The 13,667-nt window shown below is 71.2% G+C and carries 12 protein-coding genes; 9 read left to right on the forward strand and 3 right to left on the reverse strand.

Annotation, left to right across the window (positions count from 1 at the left end):
• The 3 genes from secF (at position 1) to ACZ4WQ_RS33565 (ending at position 4,379) form a co-directional block, all read left to right on the forward strand.
• Positions 1-1,134, forward strand: a complete 1,134-nt coding sequence (secF, locus tag ACZ4WQ_RS33555) for a protein translocase subunit SecF (protein WP_385345614.1) — start codon at positions 1-3, stop codon at positions 1,132-1,134.
• Positions 1,131-1,712 (forward strand): adenine phosphoribosyltransferase, encoded by a 582-nt coding sequence (locus ACZ4WQ_RS33560; RefSeq protein ID WP_352129150.1) that lies wholly within the window; start codon positions 1,131-1,133, stop codon positions 1,710-1,712. The genes secF and ACZ4WQ_RS33560 overlap by 4 nt, the downstream gene beginning before the upstream one ends.
• 165 nt (positions 1,713-1,877) lie before the next feature.
• A complete protein-coding gene (locus ACZ4WQ_RS33565) occupies positions 1,878-4,379 on the forward strand; it encodes a RelA/SpoT family protein (RefSeq protein ID WP_385345616.1) in 2,502 nt (833 codons plus the stop codon).
• A gap of 137 nt (positions 4,380-4,516) precedes the next feature.
• Here ACZ4WQ_RS33565 and ACZ4WQ_RS33570 read toward each other — a convergent pair whose 3' ends face one another.
• Entirely contained in the window at positions 4,517-5,746 is a 1,230-nt protein-coding gene (locus ACZ4WQ_RS33570) for a DUF349 domain-containing protein (protein ID WP_385346612.1), read from the reverse strand.
• Positions 5,747-5,954: 208 nt separating this feature from the next.
• Positions 5,955-6,830 carry a peptidylprolyl isomerase gene (locus ACZ4WQ_RS33575; protein WP_385346610.1) on the reverse strand — a complete coding sequence of 292 codons (876 nt, stop codon included), beginning with the start codon at positions 6,828-6,830 and terminating at the stop codon, positions 5,955-5,957.
• Between the two features lie 146 nt (positions 6,831-6,976).
• On the opposite strand from ACZ4WQ_RS33575, the gene ACZ4WQ_RS33580 reads away from it, so the two are divergent.
• The 4 genes from ACZ4WQ_RS33580 to ACZ4WQ_RS33595 all read left to right on the forward strand — a co-directional run bounded on the left by ACZ4WQ_RS33580 (position 6,977) and on the right by ACZ4WQ_RS33595 (position 11,440).
• Positions 6,977-7,693 carry an MBL fold metallo-hydrolase gene (locus ACZ4WQ_RS33580; protein WP_311725802.1) on the forward strand — a complete coding sequence of 239 codons (717 nt, stop codon included), beginning with the start codon at positions 6,977-6,979 and terminating at the stop codon, positions 7,691-7,693.
• A gap of 13 nt (positions 7,694-7,706) precedes the next feature.
• A complete protein-coding gene (gene hisS / locus ACZ4WQ_RS33585) occupies positions 7,707-8,969 on the forward strand; it encodes a histidine--tRNA ligase (RefSeq protein ID WP_311725803.1) in 1,263 nt (420 codons plus the stop codon).
• A 312-nt stretch (positions 8,970-9,281) separates the two neighbouring features.
• Positions 9,282-9,944: a vitamin K epoxide reductase family protein gene (locus ACZ4WQ_RS33590; protein ID WP_398375450.1), complete on the forward strand. Its 663-nt coding sequence runs from the start codon at positions 9,282-9,284 to the stop codon at positions 9,942-9,944.
• A 56-nt stretch (positions 9,945-10,000) separates the two neighbouring features.
• On the forward strand, positions 10,001-11,440 hold the full coding sequence (locus ACZ4WQ_RS33595; RefSeq protein ID WP_385346604.1) for a replication-associated recombination protein A: 1,440 nt from the start codon (positions 10,001-10,003) through the stop codon (positions 11,438-11,440).
• Between the two features lie 9 nt (positions 11,441-11,449).
• Here the strand turns inward: ACZ4WQ_RS33595 and ACZ4WQ_RS33600 are convergent, their stop codons facing one another.
• Positions 11,450-12,322, reverse strand: a complete 873-nt coding sequence (locus tag ACZ4WQ_RS33600) for a DUF2470 domain-containing protein (RefSeq protein WP_398375451.1) — start codon at positions 12,320-12,322, stop codon at positions 11,450-11,452.
• 56 nt (positions 12,323-12,378) lie between these two features.
• Between ACZ4WQ_RS33600 and rpsD the strand changes: the two genes are divergently transcribed.
• Together rpsD and ACZ4WQ_RS33610 are read left to right on the forward strand one after the other, a co-directional pair.
• Positions 12,379-12,993, forward strand: coding sequence for a 30S ribosomal protein S4 (rpsD, locus tag ACZ4WQ_RS33605; protein WP_311725807.1), 615 nt, complete (start codon positions 12,379-12,381; stop codon positions 12,991-12,993).
• Positions 12,994-13,234: 241 nt separating this feature from the next.
• Positions 13,235-13,666 (forward strand): DUF948 domain-containing protein, encoded by a 432-nt coding sequence (locus ACZ4WQ_RS33610; RefSeq protein ID WP_311725909.1) that lies wholly within the window; start codon positions 13,235-13,237, stop codon positions 13,664-13,666.
• Position 13,667 lies beyond the last annotated feature (1 nt).

Below are 13,667 nucleotides of genomic sequence, written 5' to 3' on the forward strand. Positions count from 1 at the left end.
ATGTCGCGACTCGGCACTCTCGGCGCCAAGCTCTACCGAGGCGAGGTCGGCTACGACTTCGTCGGCAAGCGGAAGCTCTGGTACGGCGTCTCGATACTGATCACCATCACGGCCATCGTGGGCCTGGCGGTGCGCGGGCTCAACATGGGCATCGAGTTCTCCGGCGGAGCGGTCTTCACCACCCCGAAGACCAGCGTGTCGGCCTCCGACGCTCGCCATGTGGCGGAGTCGGCGTCCGGCGGCCACACCGCGGTCGTCCAGGAGCTCGGCCGCGGCGGTCTGCGGATCCAGATCAGCGAGCTGGGCACCAAGGAGGCTCTGCCGGTCCAGGAGAAGCTCGCCAAGGAGCTGGACGTCCAGACCAGCAAGATCGACACCCAGCTGGTCGGCCCCAGCTGGGGCAAGGAGATCGCCGGCAAGGCCTGGCAAGGTCTGGCGATCTTCATGGTCCTGGTGGTGATCTATCTGGCCATCGCCTTCGAGTGGCGTATGGCGCTGGCCGCCCTGATCGCGCTGATCCACGACCTCACCATCACGGTCGGCGTCTACGCGCTGGTCGGGTTCGAGGTCACCCCGGGCACCGTGATCGGTCTGCTGACCATCCTCGGTTACTCGCTCTATGACACCGTCGTCGTCTTCGACGGTCTCAAGGAAGCGTCGAAGGACATCACCAAGCAGAGCCGCTTCACCTACAGCGAGCTCGCCAACCGCAGCCTCAACTCGACCCTGGTGCGCTCCATCAACACCACGGTCGTGGCGCTGCTGCCGGTCGGCGCGCTGCTGTTCATCGGTGGCGGTGCGCTCGGCGCGGGCATGCTCAACGACATCTCGCTGGCGCTGTTCGTCGGCCTCGCCGCCGGTGCGTACTCCTCGATCTTCATCGCCACCCCGCTGGTGGCGGACCTGAAGGAGCGCGACCCGCAGATGAAGGCCCTGACCAAGCGGGTGCGCGCCAAGCGTGCCTCGGTCGCGGCCAAGGCCGACTCGGACGCCGAGCAGGCGCCGGAGGACGTCACCCCGCCGTCCGTCGAGGACGGCGACGCGCCGACCCCCGCGGCCGCGGGCGCCGGCCAGCGCCGTCAGCCCGCCTCGCGCAGCCGGGGCCGTGGCCGGCCGTCGGGGAAGCGCCGATGAGCGCCGCTACGACGGATCCCGCGCTCGGCGGCCTGGGCGGCGAGGAACTGCGCGGCTTGCTGCTCAGCCGGATCCTGGATGTGCCGGACTACCCGAAGCCGGGGGTGATGTTCAAGGACATCACCCCGCTGCTGGCCGACGCGGCCGCCTTCGGCGCGCTGACGCACGCGCTCGCCGAACTGTGTGCCAAGCACGGCGCCACCAAGGTCGTGGGCCTGGAGGCGCGCGGCTTCATCCTGGCCGCTCCGGCCGCCGTGCGCGCCGGGATCGGCTTCGTACCGGTGCGCAAGGCGGGCAAGCTCCCTGGAGCGACCCTGGGCCAGGCGTACGAGCTGGAGTACGGCACGGCGGAGATCGAGATCCACGCCGATGCGCTGGAGCCCGGCGACCGGGTCCTGGTGATCGACGACGTGCTCGCCACCGGCGGCACCGCCGAGGCGTCGCTGCGGCTCATCCGCCGCGCGGGCGCCGAGGTCGCCGCGGTCGCGGTGCTGCTGGAGCTCGGCTTCCTCGACGGTCGTAGCCGCCTCCTCCCCGCGCTCGACAGCGCGCCCCTGGAGGCCCTGATCACGATCTGAGCCGCGCCATCACCCGAGGGTGGGGAGCCTGCCTCACGGCGGCTCCCCACCCTCGTCTTTGTGTGCCTTGGGGCGGCCGGGAGGCAAGTGGCGTGGCGGGATCGATACCATGGCACCCCGGCCTCTTTGAGGCACGGAGATGCACGGACCGCCCGAGGAGTGCTCTTGCCAGACGAGGCCCAGCCGCTCTCCGCCGCGCAGCCGGCAGAGCCGACCGCCGTCACCGAGACCACGGCGGCCCCTGAGGTGCCCAAGAACAGCGGCGAGGCCCCGAAGCCCGCGGCATCCAAGCCACGGCCCGCGGCCGAGCGCACGGCGGGTGCACGGCCCGCCACGGCGGCCCCGCGCCCCCCGCAGAGCCCCGCACCCAGGGCGGGCTCCTCCAACCGCGTCCGCGCCCGCCTGGCCCGGCTCGGCGTGCAGCGCTCCAGCCCGTACAACCCGGTCCTGGAGCCGCTGCTGCGGATCGTGCGCGGGAACGACCCCAAGGCCGACGCCTCGACGCTGCGCCAGATCGAGCGCGCGTACCAGGTCGCCGAGCGCTGGCACCGCGGCCAGAAGCGCAAGAGCGGCGATCCGTACATCACCCACCCGCTCGCGGTGACCACGATCCTGGCCGAGCTGGGTATGGATCCGGCCACGTTGATGGCCGGTCTGCTGCATGACACCGTCGAGGACACCGAGTACGGCCTGGACACCCTGCGCCGCGACTTCGGCGACCAGGTGGCCCTCCTCGTGGACGGCGTCACCAAGCTGGACAAGGTCAAGTTCGGCGAGGCCGCCCAGGCCGAGACCGTGCGCAAGATGGTCGTCGCGATGGCCAAGGACCCGCGCGTCCTGGTCATCAAGCTCGCCGACCGGCTGCACAACATGCGCACCATGCGCTACCTGAAGCGGGAGAAGCAGGAGAAGAAGGCCCGCGAGACGCTGGAGATCTACGCCCCGCTCGCCCATCGCCTGGGCATGAACACGATCAAGTGGGAGCTGGAGGACCTCGCCTTCGCGATCCTCTACCCCAAGATGTACGACGAGATCGTGCGGCTGGTCGCGGAGCGGGCCCCCAAGCGCGACGAATACCTCGCCATCGTCACCGACCAGGTCCAGGGCGATCTGCGCGCGGCCCGCATCAAGGCGACCGTCACCGGCCGCCCGAAGCACTACTACTCGGTCTACCAGAAGATGATCGTGCGGGGCCGCGACTTCGCCGAGATCTACGACCTGGTGGGCATCCGGGTGCTCGTCGACACCGTCCGCGACTGCTACGCGGCGCTCGGGACCATCCACGCGCGGTGGAACCCGGTGCCCGGGCGGTTCAAGGACTACATCGCGATGCCCAAGTTCAACATGTACCAGTCGCTGCACACGACGGTCATCGGGCCCAGCGGCAAGCCGGTCGAGCTCCAGATCCGCACCTTCGACATGCACCGCCGCGCCGAGTACGGCATCGCCGCGCACTGGAAGTACAAGCAGGAGGCCGTCGCGGGCGCCTCCAAGGTGCGCACCGACGTCCCCCGCAAGGCCGGCAAGGACGACGCCGTCAACGACATGGCGTGGCTGCGGCAGCTGCTGGACTGGCAGAAGGAGACCGAGGACCCGGGCGAGTTCCTGGAGTCGCTGCGCTTCGACCTGTCCCGCAACGAGGTCTTCGTCTTCACGCCCAAGGGCGATGTCATAGCGCTGCCGGCCGGGGCCACCCCGGTGGACTTCGCGTACGCCGTACACACCGAGGTCGGCCACCGCACGATAGGGGCCCGGGTGAACGGGCGGCTGGTGCCGCTCGAGTCGACGCTGGACAACGGCGACTTGGTGGAGGTCTTCACCTCCAAGGCTGCCGGGGCCGGTCCGTCCCGGGACTGGCTTGGCTTCGTCAAGTCCCCGCGCGCCCGCAACAAGATCCGCGCCTGGTTCTCGAAGGAGCGCCGCGACGAGGCCATCGAGCAGGGCAAGGACGCCATCGTGCGGGCCATGCGCAAGCAGAACCTGCCGATCCAGCGGATCCTGACGGGCGACTCGCTGGTCACCCTCGCCCATGAGATGCGCTACCCCGACATCTCCTCGCTGTACGCGGCCATCGGCGAGGGCCATGTCTCGGCGCAGAGCGTCGTCGGCAAGCTGGTGCAGGCCCTCGGCGGCGAGGAGGCCGCCAACGAGGACATCGCCGAGACCACACCGCCGATCCGCGGCCGCGGCAAGCGGCGCTCCAGCGCCGACCCGGGCGTCGTGGTCAAGGGCGTCGACGACGTGTGGGTCAAGCTGGCCCGCTGCTGCACGCCCGTCCCCGGCGACCCCATCATCGGCTTCGTCACCCGCGGCAGCGGCGTCTCGGTGCACCGCGCCGACTGCGTCAACGTGGACTCGCTCTCGCAGCAGCCGGAGCGGATCCTGGACGTGGAGTGGGCGCCCACCCAGTCCTCGGTCTTCCTGGTCGCCATCCAGGTCGAGGCCCTGGACCGGTCCCGGCTGCTGTCGGATGTCACCCGCGTGCTGTCCGACCAGCACGTCAACATCCTGTCCGCCGCCGTGCAGACCTCCCGCGACCGGGTGGCCACCTCGCGCTTCACCTTCGAGATGGGCGACCCCAAGCACCTGGGCCATGTGCTGAAGGCCGTCCGGGGCGTCGAGGGCGTCTACGACGTGTACCGGGTGACCTCGGCGCGCCAGCGCTGAGACAAGCGGCAGCGGCCCCGGCGCATCGCGCCGGGGCCGCTGCCGTTTGGCACCTCAGCCATCAATTGAGGAACCCCGATGGCGAGTAACCACCTCCGCGAGAGCGGCGGCGGCTTAGCCGCAAAGAGGTGCGCGCCTCAGCCGCCGAACTCCTCCAGGCCCTTGAGCGCCTGGTCAAGCAGCGCCTGCCGGCCCTCCAGCTCCTTGGCCAGCTTGTCGGCCTTGGCGTTGTTGCCGGCCGCGCGGGCGGCGTCGATCTGCCCGCGCAGCTTGTCCACGGCGTCCTGGAGCTGTCCGGTCAGCCCCTGGGCGCGCGCCCGCGCCTCAGGGTTGGTGCGCCGCCACTCGGCCTCCTCGGCCTCCTGGATGGCGCGCTCCACCGCGTGCAGCCGGCCCTCGATCCGCGGCCGGGCGTCCCGCGGCACATGGCCGATGGCCTCCCAGCGCTCATTGACCGAGCGGAAGGCCGAGCGCGCCGCCTTCAGGTCGGAGATCGGCAGCAGCTTCTCCGCCTCGGCGACCAGCTCCTCCTTGCGGGTCAGGTTCTCCCGCTGCTCGGCGTCGCGCTCGGCGAACACCGCGCTGCGCGCCTGGAAGAAGACGTCCTGCGCGCCGCGGAACCGGTTCCACAGGTCGTCCTCGGACTCGCGCTGGGCGCGGCCCGCCGCCTTCCACTCCGCCATCAGCTCCCGGTAGCGGGCGGCGGTCGGACCCCAGTCGGTGGAGTCGGACAGCGACTCGGCCTCGGCGACCAGCTTCTCCTTGGCCTGCCGGGCCGTCTCGCGCTGCGCGTCCAGCGAGGCGAAGTGCGCCTTGCGCCGCTTGGAGAACGCCGAGCGGGCGTGCGAGAAGCGGTGCCACAGCTCGTCGTCCGCGCGGCGGTCCAGACGCGGCAGGCCCTTCCAGGTGTCGACCAGGGCGCGCAGCCGCTCCCCGGCGGCCCGCCACTGCTCGCTGGCGGCCAGCTCCTCGGCCTCGGTGACCAGCGCCTCCTTGGCCCGGCGGGCCTCGTCGGCCTGGACCGCCTTGGCCGCGCGGCGCTCCTCGCGGCGCGCATCGACATCGCTCGTGAGCTTGTCGAGCCGCTTCTTGAGCGCCTCCAGGTCGCCGACCACATGGTGCTCGTCGACCTGGTGCCGGATGTGTTCGATGGCCGCCGTCGCGTCCTTGGCCGACAGGTCCGTGGTCTGGACCCGGCGCTCGAGGAGGCCGATCTCGACGACCAGGCCTTCGTACTTGCGCTCGAAGTAGGCGAGGGCCTCTTCAGGAGATCCCGCCTGCCACGACCCGACGACCTGCTCACCGTCGGCCGTACGCACGTACACGGTCCCCGCCTCGTCGACGCGGCCCCAAGGCTCGCTGCTCACAGCGCCTCCTCCACATGATGCCGAGGCGGGCGCGCGGCCCGCCGGCATCGTCCACAGTTTCTTCCGGCCGGGATCCACCCGGACCGGCCTCGCAGCAGGGTGCGCCCGCCGAGGCAGCCTCCCTGCACAACGCCAACATAGGCGAACGGTGGCCCGGCTGTCCGTATCCTGCGCGACCGAAATTTCGCAGTACGCGCGCCGGAGGCGATCAGGACGTGCCGACCGTCGCCTTGTTGATCAGCACGGTGGCGTTCGGGGCGGTGTTCCCGGTCTGCGGGTCCGGCGCCGCCGCGCCCCCGTCGGCGATCTTCTTGAGGACCTGCATGCTTTCCTTGTCGAGGGTGCCGAAGGGTGTGTAGTACGGCGGGAGCTGGCTGTCCTTGTAGACCAGGAAGAACTGGCTGCCGCCGCTGTCCTTGCCCTTCTTGGTCTGGGGGTCGTACTGGTTGGCCATCGCGACCGTGCCGGCCGGGTACGTGTTGCCCTTGATGCTCGCGTCCTTCAGGTTCTCGTCCGGGATGGTGTAGCCCGGGTCGCCCATGCCGGTGCCCATCGGGTCACCGCACTGGAGCACGAAGATCCCCTGGTTCGTCAGCCGGTGGCACTTGGTGTGATCGAAGTAGCCCTTCCCGGCCAGGAAGTTGAACGAGTTCACGGTGTGCGGGGCCTTGGCCGCGTCCATGGTGACGGTCATGTCACCGCAGGTGGTCTGGAGCTTCATGGCGTACGAAGCCGACTTGTCGACAGTGAGCTCCGGCTCCTTCTTCCACGACATGGTCTTCGGCTTCTTGTCGCCCGCCTCCTTGGCCCCCTTGGCGCACGGGTCCGGCGCCTTGGTCGTGGGGGTCGGCGTGGGCGTGGGCATCGTGGGCTCGCTCGCCTTGTCGGACTTCTTGTCCCCATCGCCGCCGGACAGCGCGCTGACGGCGGTCACGACCCCGCCCGCCGCCAGGACCACGGCCAGTGTGGACGCGATCACCACATAGCGCCGGCGCTGCTTGTGCCGGGCGGTCTCCCGGCGCTGCTGCTGCCGAAGGTACTTCTCCCGTGCGAGCTGCCGCCGACGCTGCTCGTTACTGACCACCGGGTCGTCTCCCTCATGCCGTATGCCGTCGCTGACGTATGTGATGACTCGGCCGTACCGTATACGGGTTCGCTGTGGCGGGAGCGCCGCCGGTAGGCTCTGAACGGCCGACTTCCACCTTTGCCGGACGACTCTTAAGGACGATCGTGCTTATTGCCGGGTTCCCCGCCGGGGCCTGGGGGACCAACTGCTACCTGGTCGCCCCCGCCGCCGGTGAGGAGTGTGTGATCATCGACCCGGGCCATCAGGCGGCCCAGGGCGTCGAGGAGACACTGGCCAAGCATCGGCTCAAGCCCGTCGCCGTCGTCCTCACCCACGGCCACATCGACCACGTCGCCTCGGTGGTCCCGGTCTGCGGCGCCCATGACGTACCGGCCTGGATCCACCCGGCCGACCGCTACATGATGAGCGACCCGGAGAAGGCCTTCGGACGCTCGATCGGGATGCCGCTCATGGGCGAGCTGACCGTGGGCGAGCCGGACGACCTCAAGGAGCTGACCGACGGCGCGCGGCTGGACCTGGCCGGTCTCGAGTTCTCCGTCGCGCACGCCCCGGGCCATACCAAGGGGTCGGTGACCTTCAGGCTGCCCGAGCGGGCGGACATCCCGTCCGTCTTCTTCTCGGGCGACCTGCTCTTCGCCGGCTCCATCGGACGCACCGATCTGCCCGGCGGCGACCACGCCGAGATCCTCGAGTCCCTGGGCCGTGTGGTCCTGCCGCTCGACGACTCGACCGTGGTGCTGTCCGGCCACGGCCCCCAGACCAGCATCGGCCGAGAGCGCGCCACCAACCCGTTTCTGCGACAGGTGGCCGACGGCCTCGGAGACGGCGCCCCGGCGCCCGCTCCGCGACGAGGAATGTGACGAGAGACTTTCCGTGAGCACCTTCCAGGCCCCCCGGGGCACCTACGACCTGATCCCGCCGGACTCCGCGGCCTACCTCGCGGTCCGCGACGCCATTTCCGGGCCGCTCAAGCGCTCGGGCTACGGCTATGTCGAGACGCCCGGCTTCGAGAACGTCGAGCTGTTCGCGCGCGGTGTCGGCGAGTCCACCGACATCGTCACCAAGGAGATGTACACCCTCACCACCAAGGGCGGCGACCAGCTCGCGCTGCGCCCCGAGGGCACCGCGTCCGTGCTGCGCGCCGCGCTGGAGGCCAACCTCCACAAGGCCGGAAACCTGCCGGTCAAGCTCTGGTACTCCGGCTCCTACTACCGCTACGAACGCCCGCAGAAGGGCCGCTACCGCCACTTCTCGCAGGTCGGCGCCGAGGCGATCGGCGCCGAGGACCCGGCGCTCGACGCCGAGCTGATCGTCCTGGCCCACGACGCGTACCGCTCGCTCGGGCTGCGGAACTTCCGGATCCTGCTGAACTCGCTGGGCGACGCCACCTGCCGCCCCGCCTACCGGGCCGCCCTCCAGGACTTCCTGCGCGGCCTCGAGCTGGACGAGGACACCCGGCGCCGGATCGAGATCAACCCGCTGCGGGTCCTGGACGACAAGCGCGAGGCGGTGCAGAAGCAACTGGTCGGCGCGCCGCTGCTGGGCGACCACCTCTGCGAGGAGTGCAAGCAGTACCACGAGCAGGTGCGCGAGCTGCTGACCGCCGAGGGCGTGGCCTTCGAGGACGACCCCAAGCTGGTGCGCGGCCTGGACTACTACACCCGCACCACCTTCGAGTTCGTCCACGACGGGCTCGGCTCGCAGTCCGCGGTCGGCGGCGGCGGCCGCTACGACGGCCTGTCGGAGATGATCGGCGGGCCCGCGCTGCCCTCGGTGGGCTGGGCGCTCGGCGTGGACCGTACGGTGCTGGCGCTGGAGGCCGAGGGCATCGAGCTCGACCTGCCGGCCGCCACCAGCGTGTTCGCGGTGCCGCTCGGCGAGGAGGCGCGCAAGGTGCTGTTCGGCGCGGTCACCGGGCTGCGCCGGGCGGGGGTCGCCACGGACTTCGCGTACGGCGGCAAGGGCGTGAAGGCCGCGATGAAGGCGGCGAACCGCAGCGGGGCGCGGCTCGCGGTCATCGCGGGGGAGCGGGATCTCGCGGAGGGCGTCGTCCAGCTCAAGGACCTCGGGTCCGGCGAGCAGACGGCGGTTCCGCTGGACGGCCTGGTCGAGGCGGTCCGCGCCCGTCTCGGCTGACCCGACGGCGTCAGCCTGCGAATCCGCGACGAGTCCGCGCCCAATCCGCGACGAATCCGCGCCCAATCCGTGCCCGCCGTCAACTCGGCGGGCGCGGATTCACTCTGTCAAGGAGAGACGACGGTGGTGGTCCGGGAACCGTCCACGCGCACCCTGCTGAGGTGGCTTATGCCCACCGAACGGGGGGCGGAGGAGGATGGCCGAGACCGTGCCGCATTTCGGCGAGGGGCGGTCCGGACGTCCCCGATGCGGCAGAATGTCCGTGCTTGACGGGGGCGACACATGGACTCGGTGGGATGGCGGAACGGCGATATGGCGACGACAGCGGTGGATGAGGTGCGCTCCGACGAGGCCCGGCAGGACGGCGACGCACGGGTCGTGGTCGGAGGCGGTCGCGCCTTCGCCCTGCTGCTCGTGATCGCCGGCGCGCTCGGGCTGCTCGCGGCGTGGGTCATCACGATCGACAAGAACAAGATCCTCGAGGCCAAGGCCGTGGGCAAGAGCTTCACGCCCGGCTGTAGCCTCAACCCGATCGTGTCCTGCGGCAACATCATGGAGAGCGAGCAGGCCCATGCGTTCGGCTTCCCGAACCCGATGCTCGGCCTGGTCGCCTACGGAATCGTGATCTGTGTCGGGATGTCCCTGCTGGCCGGGGCCCGCTTCCCCCGCTGGTACTGGCTGACCTTCAACGCGGGCACCGTATTCGGCGTCGGATTCTGCACCTGGCTCCAGTACCAGTCGCTGTATGTCATCGGCTCGCTGTGCCTGTGGTGCTGCCTGGCCTGGGTCGCCACCATCGTGATGTTCTGCTACGTCACCGGCAAGAACATCAAGCACGGGTTCCTGCCCGCGCCGGACGGGCTGCGGCGCGGGCTGCTGGAGTTCCACTGGGTGGTGCCGGTGGTGTGGGTCGGCGTCATCGGCATGCTGATCCTGACGCGGTGGTGGGACTTCTGGACCGGCGCCCAGGGGTGAGGCGCCCTTCCCGCCAGGCGCTGTCAGTGTTGTCAGGACTGACATAGGCTTCCCGCGTGGAGCCAGACCTGTTCACCGCCGCCGCAGAGGAACGCCAGGAGAAGGACCCGGCCAGCAGTCCGCTGGCCGTGCGCATGCGCCCGCGCACGCTCGACGAGGTCGTGGGCCAGCAGCATCTGCTGCGGCCCGGCTCTCCGCTGCGGCGGCTCGTCGGCGAGGGCAGCGGCGGCCCGGCCGGGCCGTCCTCGGTCATCCTGTGGGGCCCGCCCGGCATCGGCAAGACGACCCTCGCGTATGTCGTCAGCCAGGCCACCAAGAAGCGCTTCGTCGAGCTGTCGGCGATCACGGCGGGGGTGAAGGAGGTGCGGGCCGTCATCGACGGCGCGCGCCGCTCCTCCGGGGCGTACGGGCGGGAGACCGTCCTCTTCCTCGACGAGATCCACCGTTTCAGCAAGGCCCAGCAGGACTCGCTGCTGCCCGCCGTCGAGAACCGCTGGGTCACGCTCATCGCGGCCACGACGGAGAACCCGTACTTCTCGATCATCTCCCCCCTGCTGTCCCGCTCGCTGCTGCTCACCCTGGAGTCGCTGACCGACGACGACCTGCGCGGGCTGCTGCGCCGAGCCCTCGCCGACGAGCGCGGCCTCGGCGGCGCGGTCACGCTCTCCGAGGACGCCGAGGGGCATCTGCTGCGCATCGCGGGCGGCGACGCGCGGCGTGCGCTGACCGCGCTGGAGGCGGGCGCGGGCGCCGCGCTGGCCAAGAGCGAGTCCGCGATCACCCTCACGACCCTGGAGGAGGCGGTCGACCGCGCCGCGGTCACGTACGACCGCGACGGCGACCAGCACTACGACGTCGCCAGCGCGCTCATCAAGTCCATCCGCGGCTCGGACGTCGACGCGGCGCTGCACTACCTGGCCCGGATGATCGAGGCGGGCGAGGACCCCCGGTTCATCGCGCGGCGGCTGATGATCTCCGCGAGCGAGGACATCGGGCTCGCCGATCCGACCGCTCTGCAGACGGCCGTCGCCGCGGCCCAGGCCGTGGCGCTGATCGGCTTCCCCGAGGCGGCGCTGACCCTCGGCCATGCCACGGTGGCGCTGGCGCTGGCCCCGAAGTCCAACGCGGTCACGCGCGCGATCGGCGACGCGCTCGCCGACGTCCGGGCCGGGCTGGCCGGGCCGGTCCCGCCGCATCTGCGCGACGGCCACTACAAGGGCGCCGAGAAGCTCGGCCACGCGCAGGGCTATCTGTACCCGCACGACCTGCCCGGGGGCATCGCGGCACAGCAGTACGCGCCGGACAAGCTCCACGGCAAGCGGTACTACGAGCCGACGCGCTACGGGGCGGAGGCGCGGTACGCGGACGTGGTGGAGCGCGTGCGCGCCCGCCTCCGCGGCGAGCCGCCACGCCCGGCTCAGCCCGCCCCGCCGGAGCCCTCCGCACCGGCCGGCGCGGAGGGCGAGGCCGACTCGGGGGCGTCCGGCGGATCCTGACGACAGGCCCTAGCCCGCCGCCTCGAAGAGCGCGTGCATCGCGCGGCGGAGTTCGGAGATGTCGCGCACCGGCTCCGGGAAGTCGAAGCGCGCGTCGAAGGGGCTGCCGGGCGCGTCGGGGAAGCGGACGCGGAGGCCGAAGCGGTCCAGGGCCACCGGGATCGCGCGGCCGCGCGCCCCGCAGGCGCGGTCCGGGTGGTCGTCGAGCAGCGTGCACAGGCGGCGCAGCTGGTCGTCGTGCGCCGCGTGCAGATGCTGGAGGAGCTCGGCCTCGTGCGGGGCGAGCGGGTCGGGGGCCGCCGTCGTGAGGGCCTCGGGCTCGACTGCCTCCGCGCCCCAGAGGTCGTCCACGCACGCCTCGCCCACCTCGAGCCGCAGCAGCGCCCACCCGCCGCCGCCCCCGGCCGGCGCCTCGCCGATGCCGAGCAGCTCGCCGACCGGCCCGCCGTCCGGGGCCAGCAGCGCGGCGCTCGCCGCGCGCTGCCGCTCGCGTACGGGGGTGAGCCACCCCGCGACCCAGGCGCGCCCGCGGATCCGGTGGGGGATCGCCACCGGGGCGACGTCCGTGATCTCCATCACGCAGGTCAGCTCGTCGTCCTGGGCGTACGCCGCGGCGCGGGCGGCGGCCGAGCCGCTGGGCAGCAGCAGGAGCACATCGCCGTCGGGGGTGACGGCGCGCGCGGCCGGGGCGTCGGCGAGGTGCTCGCCGGGGGTGGCGGCGGCCTCGATTCCGGGAATGGAGAGCGACGCCGTAGCCTTGGACTCCACGAGAGTGCGTACCCGCTCCGCCGCCGATGGCCGCGGAGCTTCTTCCTTGGGACGCGGCTGACCCTCCTCGGTGCTCTGACCAGTGCTGGGCAGGGGGATCCCAGGTCGAAACATGCGTCCTCCTCGGCTAAGGTAAGGCTCACCTAACTTATATCGGAGGTTCGTTCCCCGTGCCCAACCAGTCGCGTCCCAAGGTCAAGAAGTCGCGAGCGCTCGGCATCGCGCTGACCCCGAAGGCCGTCAAGTACTTCGAGACCCGCCCCTACCCGCCGGGCGAGCACGGCCGTGGCCGCAAGCAGAACAGTGACTACAAGGTTCGGCTGCTCGAGAAGCAGCGTCTGCGCGCTCAGTACGACATCAGCGAGCGCCAGATGGCCCGTGCCTACGACCGCGCTCGGAAGGTCGAAGGCAAGACGGGCGAGGCCCTGATCATCGAGCTTGAGCGCCGTCTGGACGCGCTCGTCCTGCGGTCCGGTCTGGCCCGCACCATCTACCAGGCCCGCCAGATGGTGGTCCACGGCCACATCGAGGTCAACGGCCGCAAGGTCGACAAGCCCTCCTTCCGGGTCCGCCCGGACGACGTCGTGATGGTCCGCGAGCGCAGCCGCGACAAGCACCCCTTCCAGGTGGCGCGCGAGGGCGGCTACGCCCTGGACGGCGAGACCCCCCGCTACCTCCAGGTCAACCTCCAGGCGCTCGCCTTCCGCCTGGACCGGGACCCGAACCGCAAGGAGATCCCGGTGATCTGCGACGAGCAGCTCGTCGTCGAGTACTACGCCCGCTGATCCAGCCGGACGGCGCGGACGTACGCAGCGCGTTCCGCGGGCCCCCTTCGACATGGTCGACGGGGGCCCGCGAGGCGTTTCCGGCCGAGGGGAAACCGGTTCGGGCAGGGGTGCCCGGCGCGATAAGGTCGATACCTGCCGCCCGTCCCGGATGACATGGCTCACCCGCCAGTGACGGGCCGATGGACGACCTACCCACGACGAGCAGCAGCAGGGAGCGTGCACCGTGTCCGGTGGAGAGGTGGCCGGGATTCTCGTGGCCGTCTTCTGGGCGATCCTCGTGTCTTTCCTCGCCCTCGCCCTGGTGAGGCTCGCGCAGACGCTCAAGGCGGCGACCAAGCTGGTGGCCGAGGTCACCGAGCAGGCCGTGCCGCTGCTCAGCGAGGCGTCCGCGACCGTGCGCTCCGCCAACACCCAGCTCGCCCGCGTGGACTCGATCGCGGCGGATGTGCAGGAGGTCACCTCCAACGCCTCCGCGCTCTCCTCGACCGTCTCCTCGGCCTTCGGCGGGCCGCTGGTGAAGGTCGCCGCGTTCGGCTACGGCGTGCGCCGCGCGATCGGCCGCAAGGGGCAGCCGCAGCCGGAGGGCGAGACCACGCGCACCGTCGTCGTCGGCAGGACCCTGCCGTCCGCCCGCCGGGGCGGCCGCCGCAACCGTGGATCGAAGGGCTGAG

This window comes from Streptomyces sp. NPDC028305 (assembly GCF_055569495.1).

What these genes read in the sequence shown, in the direction of transcription:
- secF (WP_385345614.1), top strand. Translation starts at nt 1, where the DNA reads ATGTCGCGACTCGGCACTCTCGGCGCCAAGCTCTACCGAGGCGAGGTC.
- ACZ4WQ_RS33600 (WP_398375451.1), bottom strand. Translation starts at nt 12,322, where the DNA reads ATGTTTCGACCTGGGATCCCCCTGCCCAGCACTGGTCAGAGCACCGAG.
- ACZ4WQ_RS33590 (WP_398375450.1), top strand. Translation starts at nt 9,282, where the DNA reads ATGGCGACGACAGCGGTGGATGAGGTGCGCTCCGACGAGGCCCGGCAG.
- ACZ4WQ_RS33560 (WP_352129150.1), top strand. Translation starts at nt 1,131, where the DNA reads ATGAGCGCCGCTACGACGGATCCCGCGCTCGGCGGCCTGGGCGGCGAG.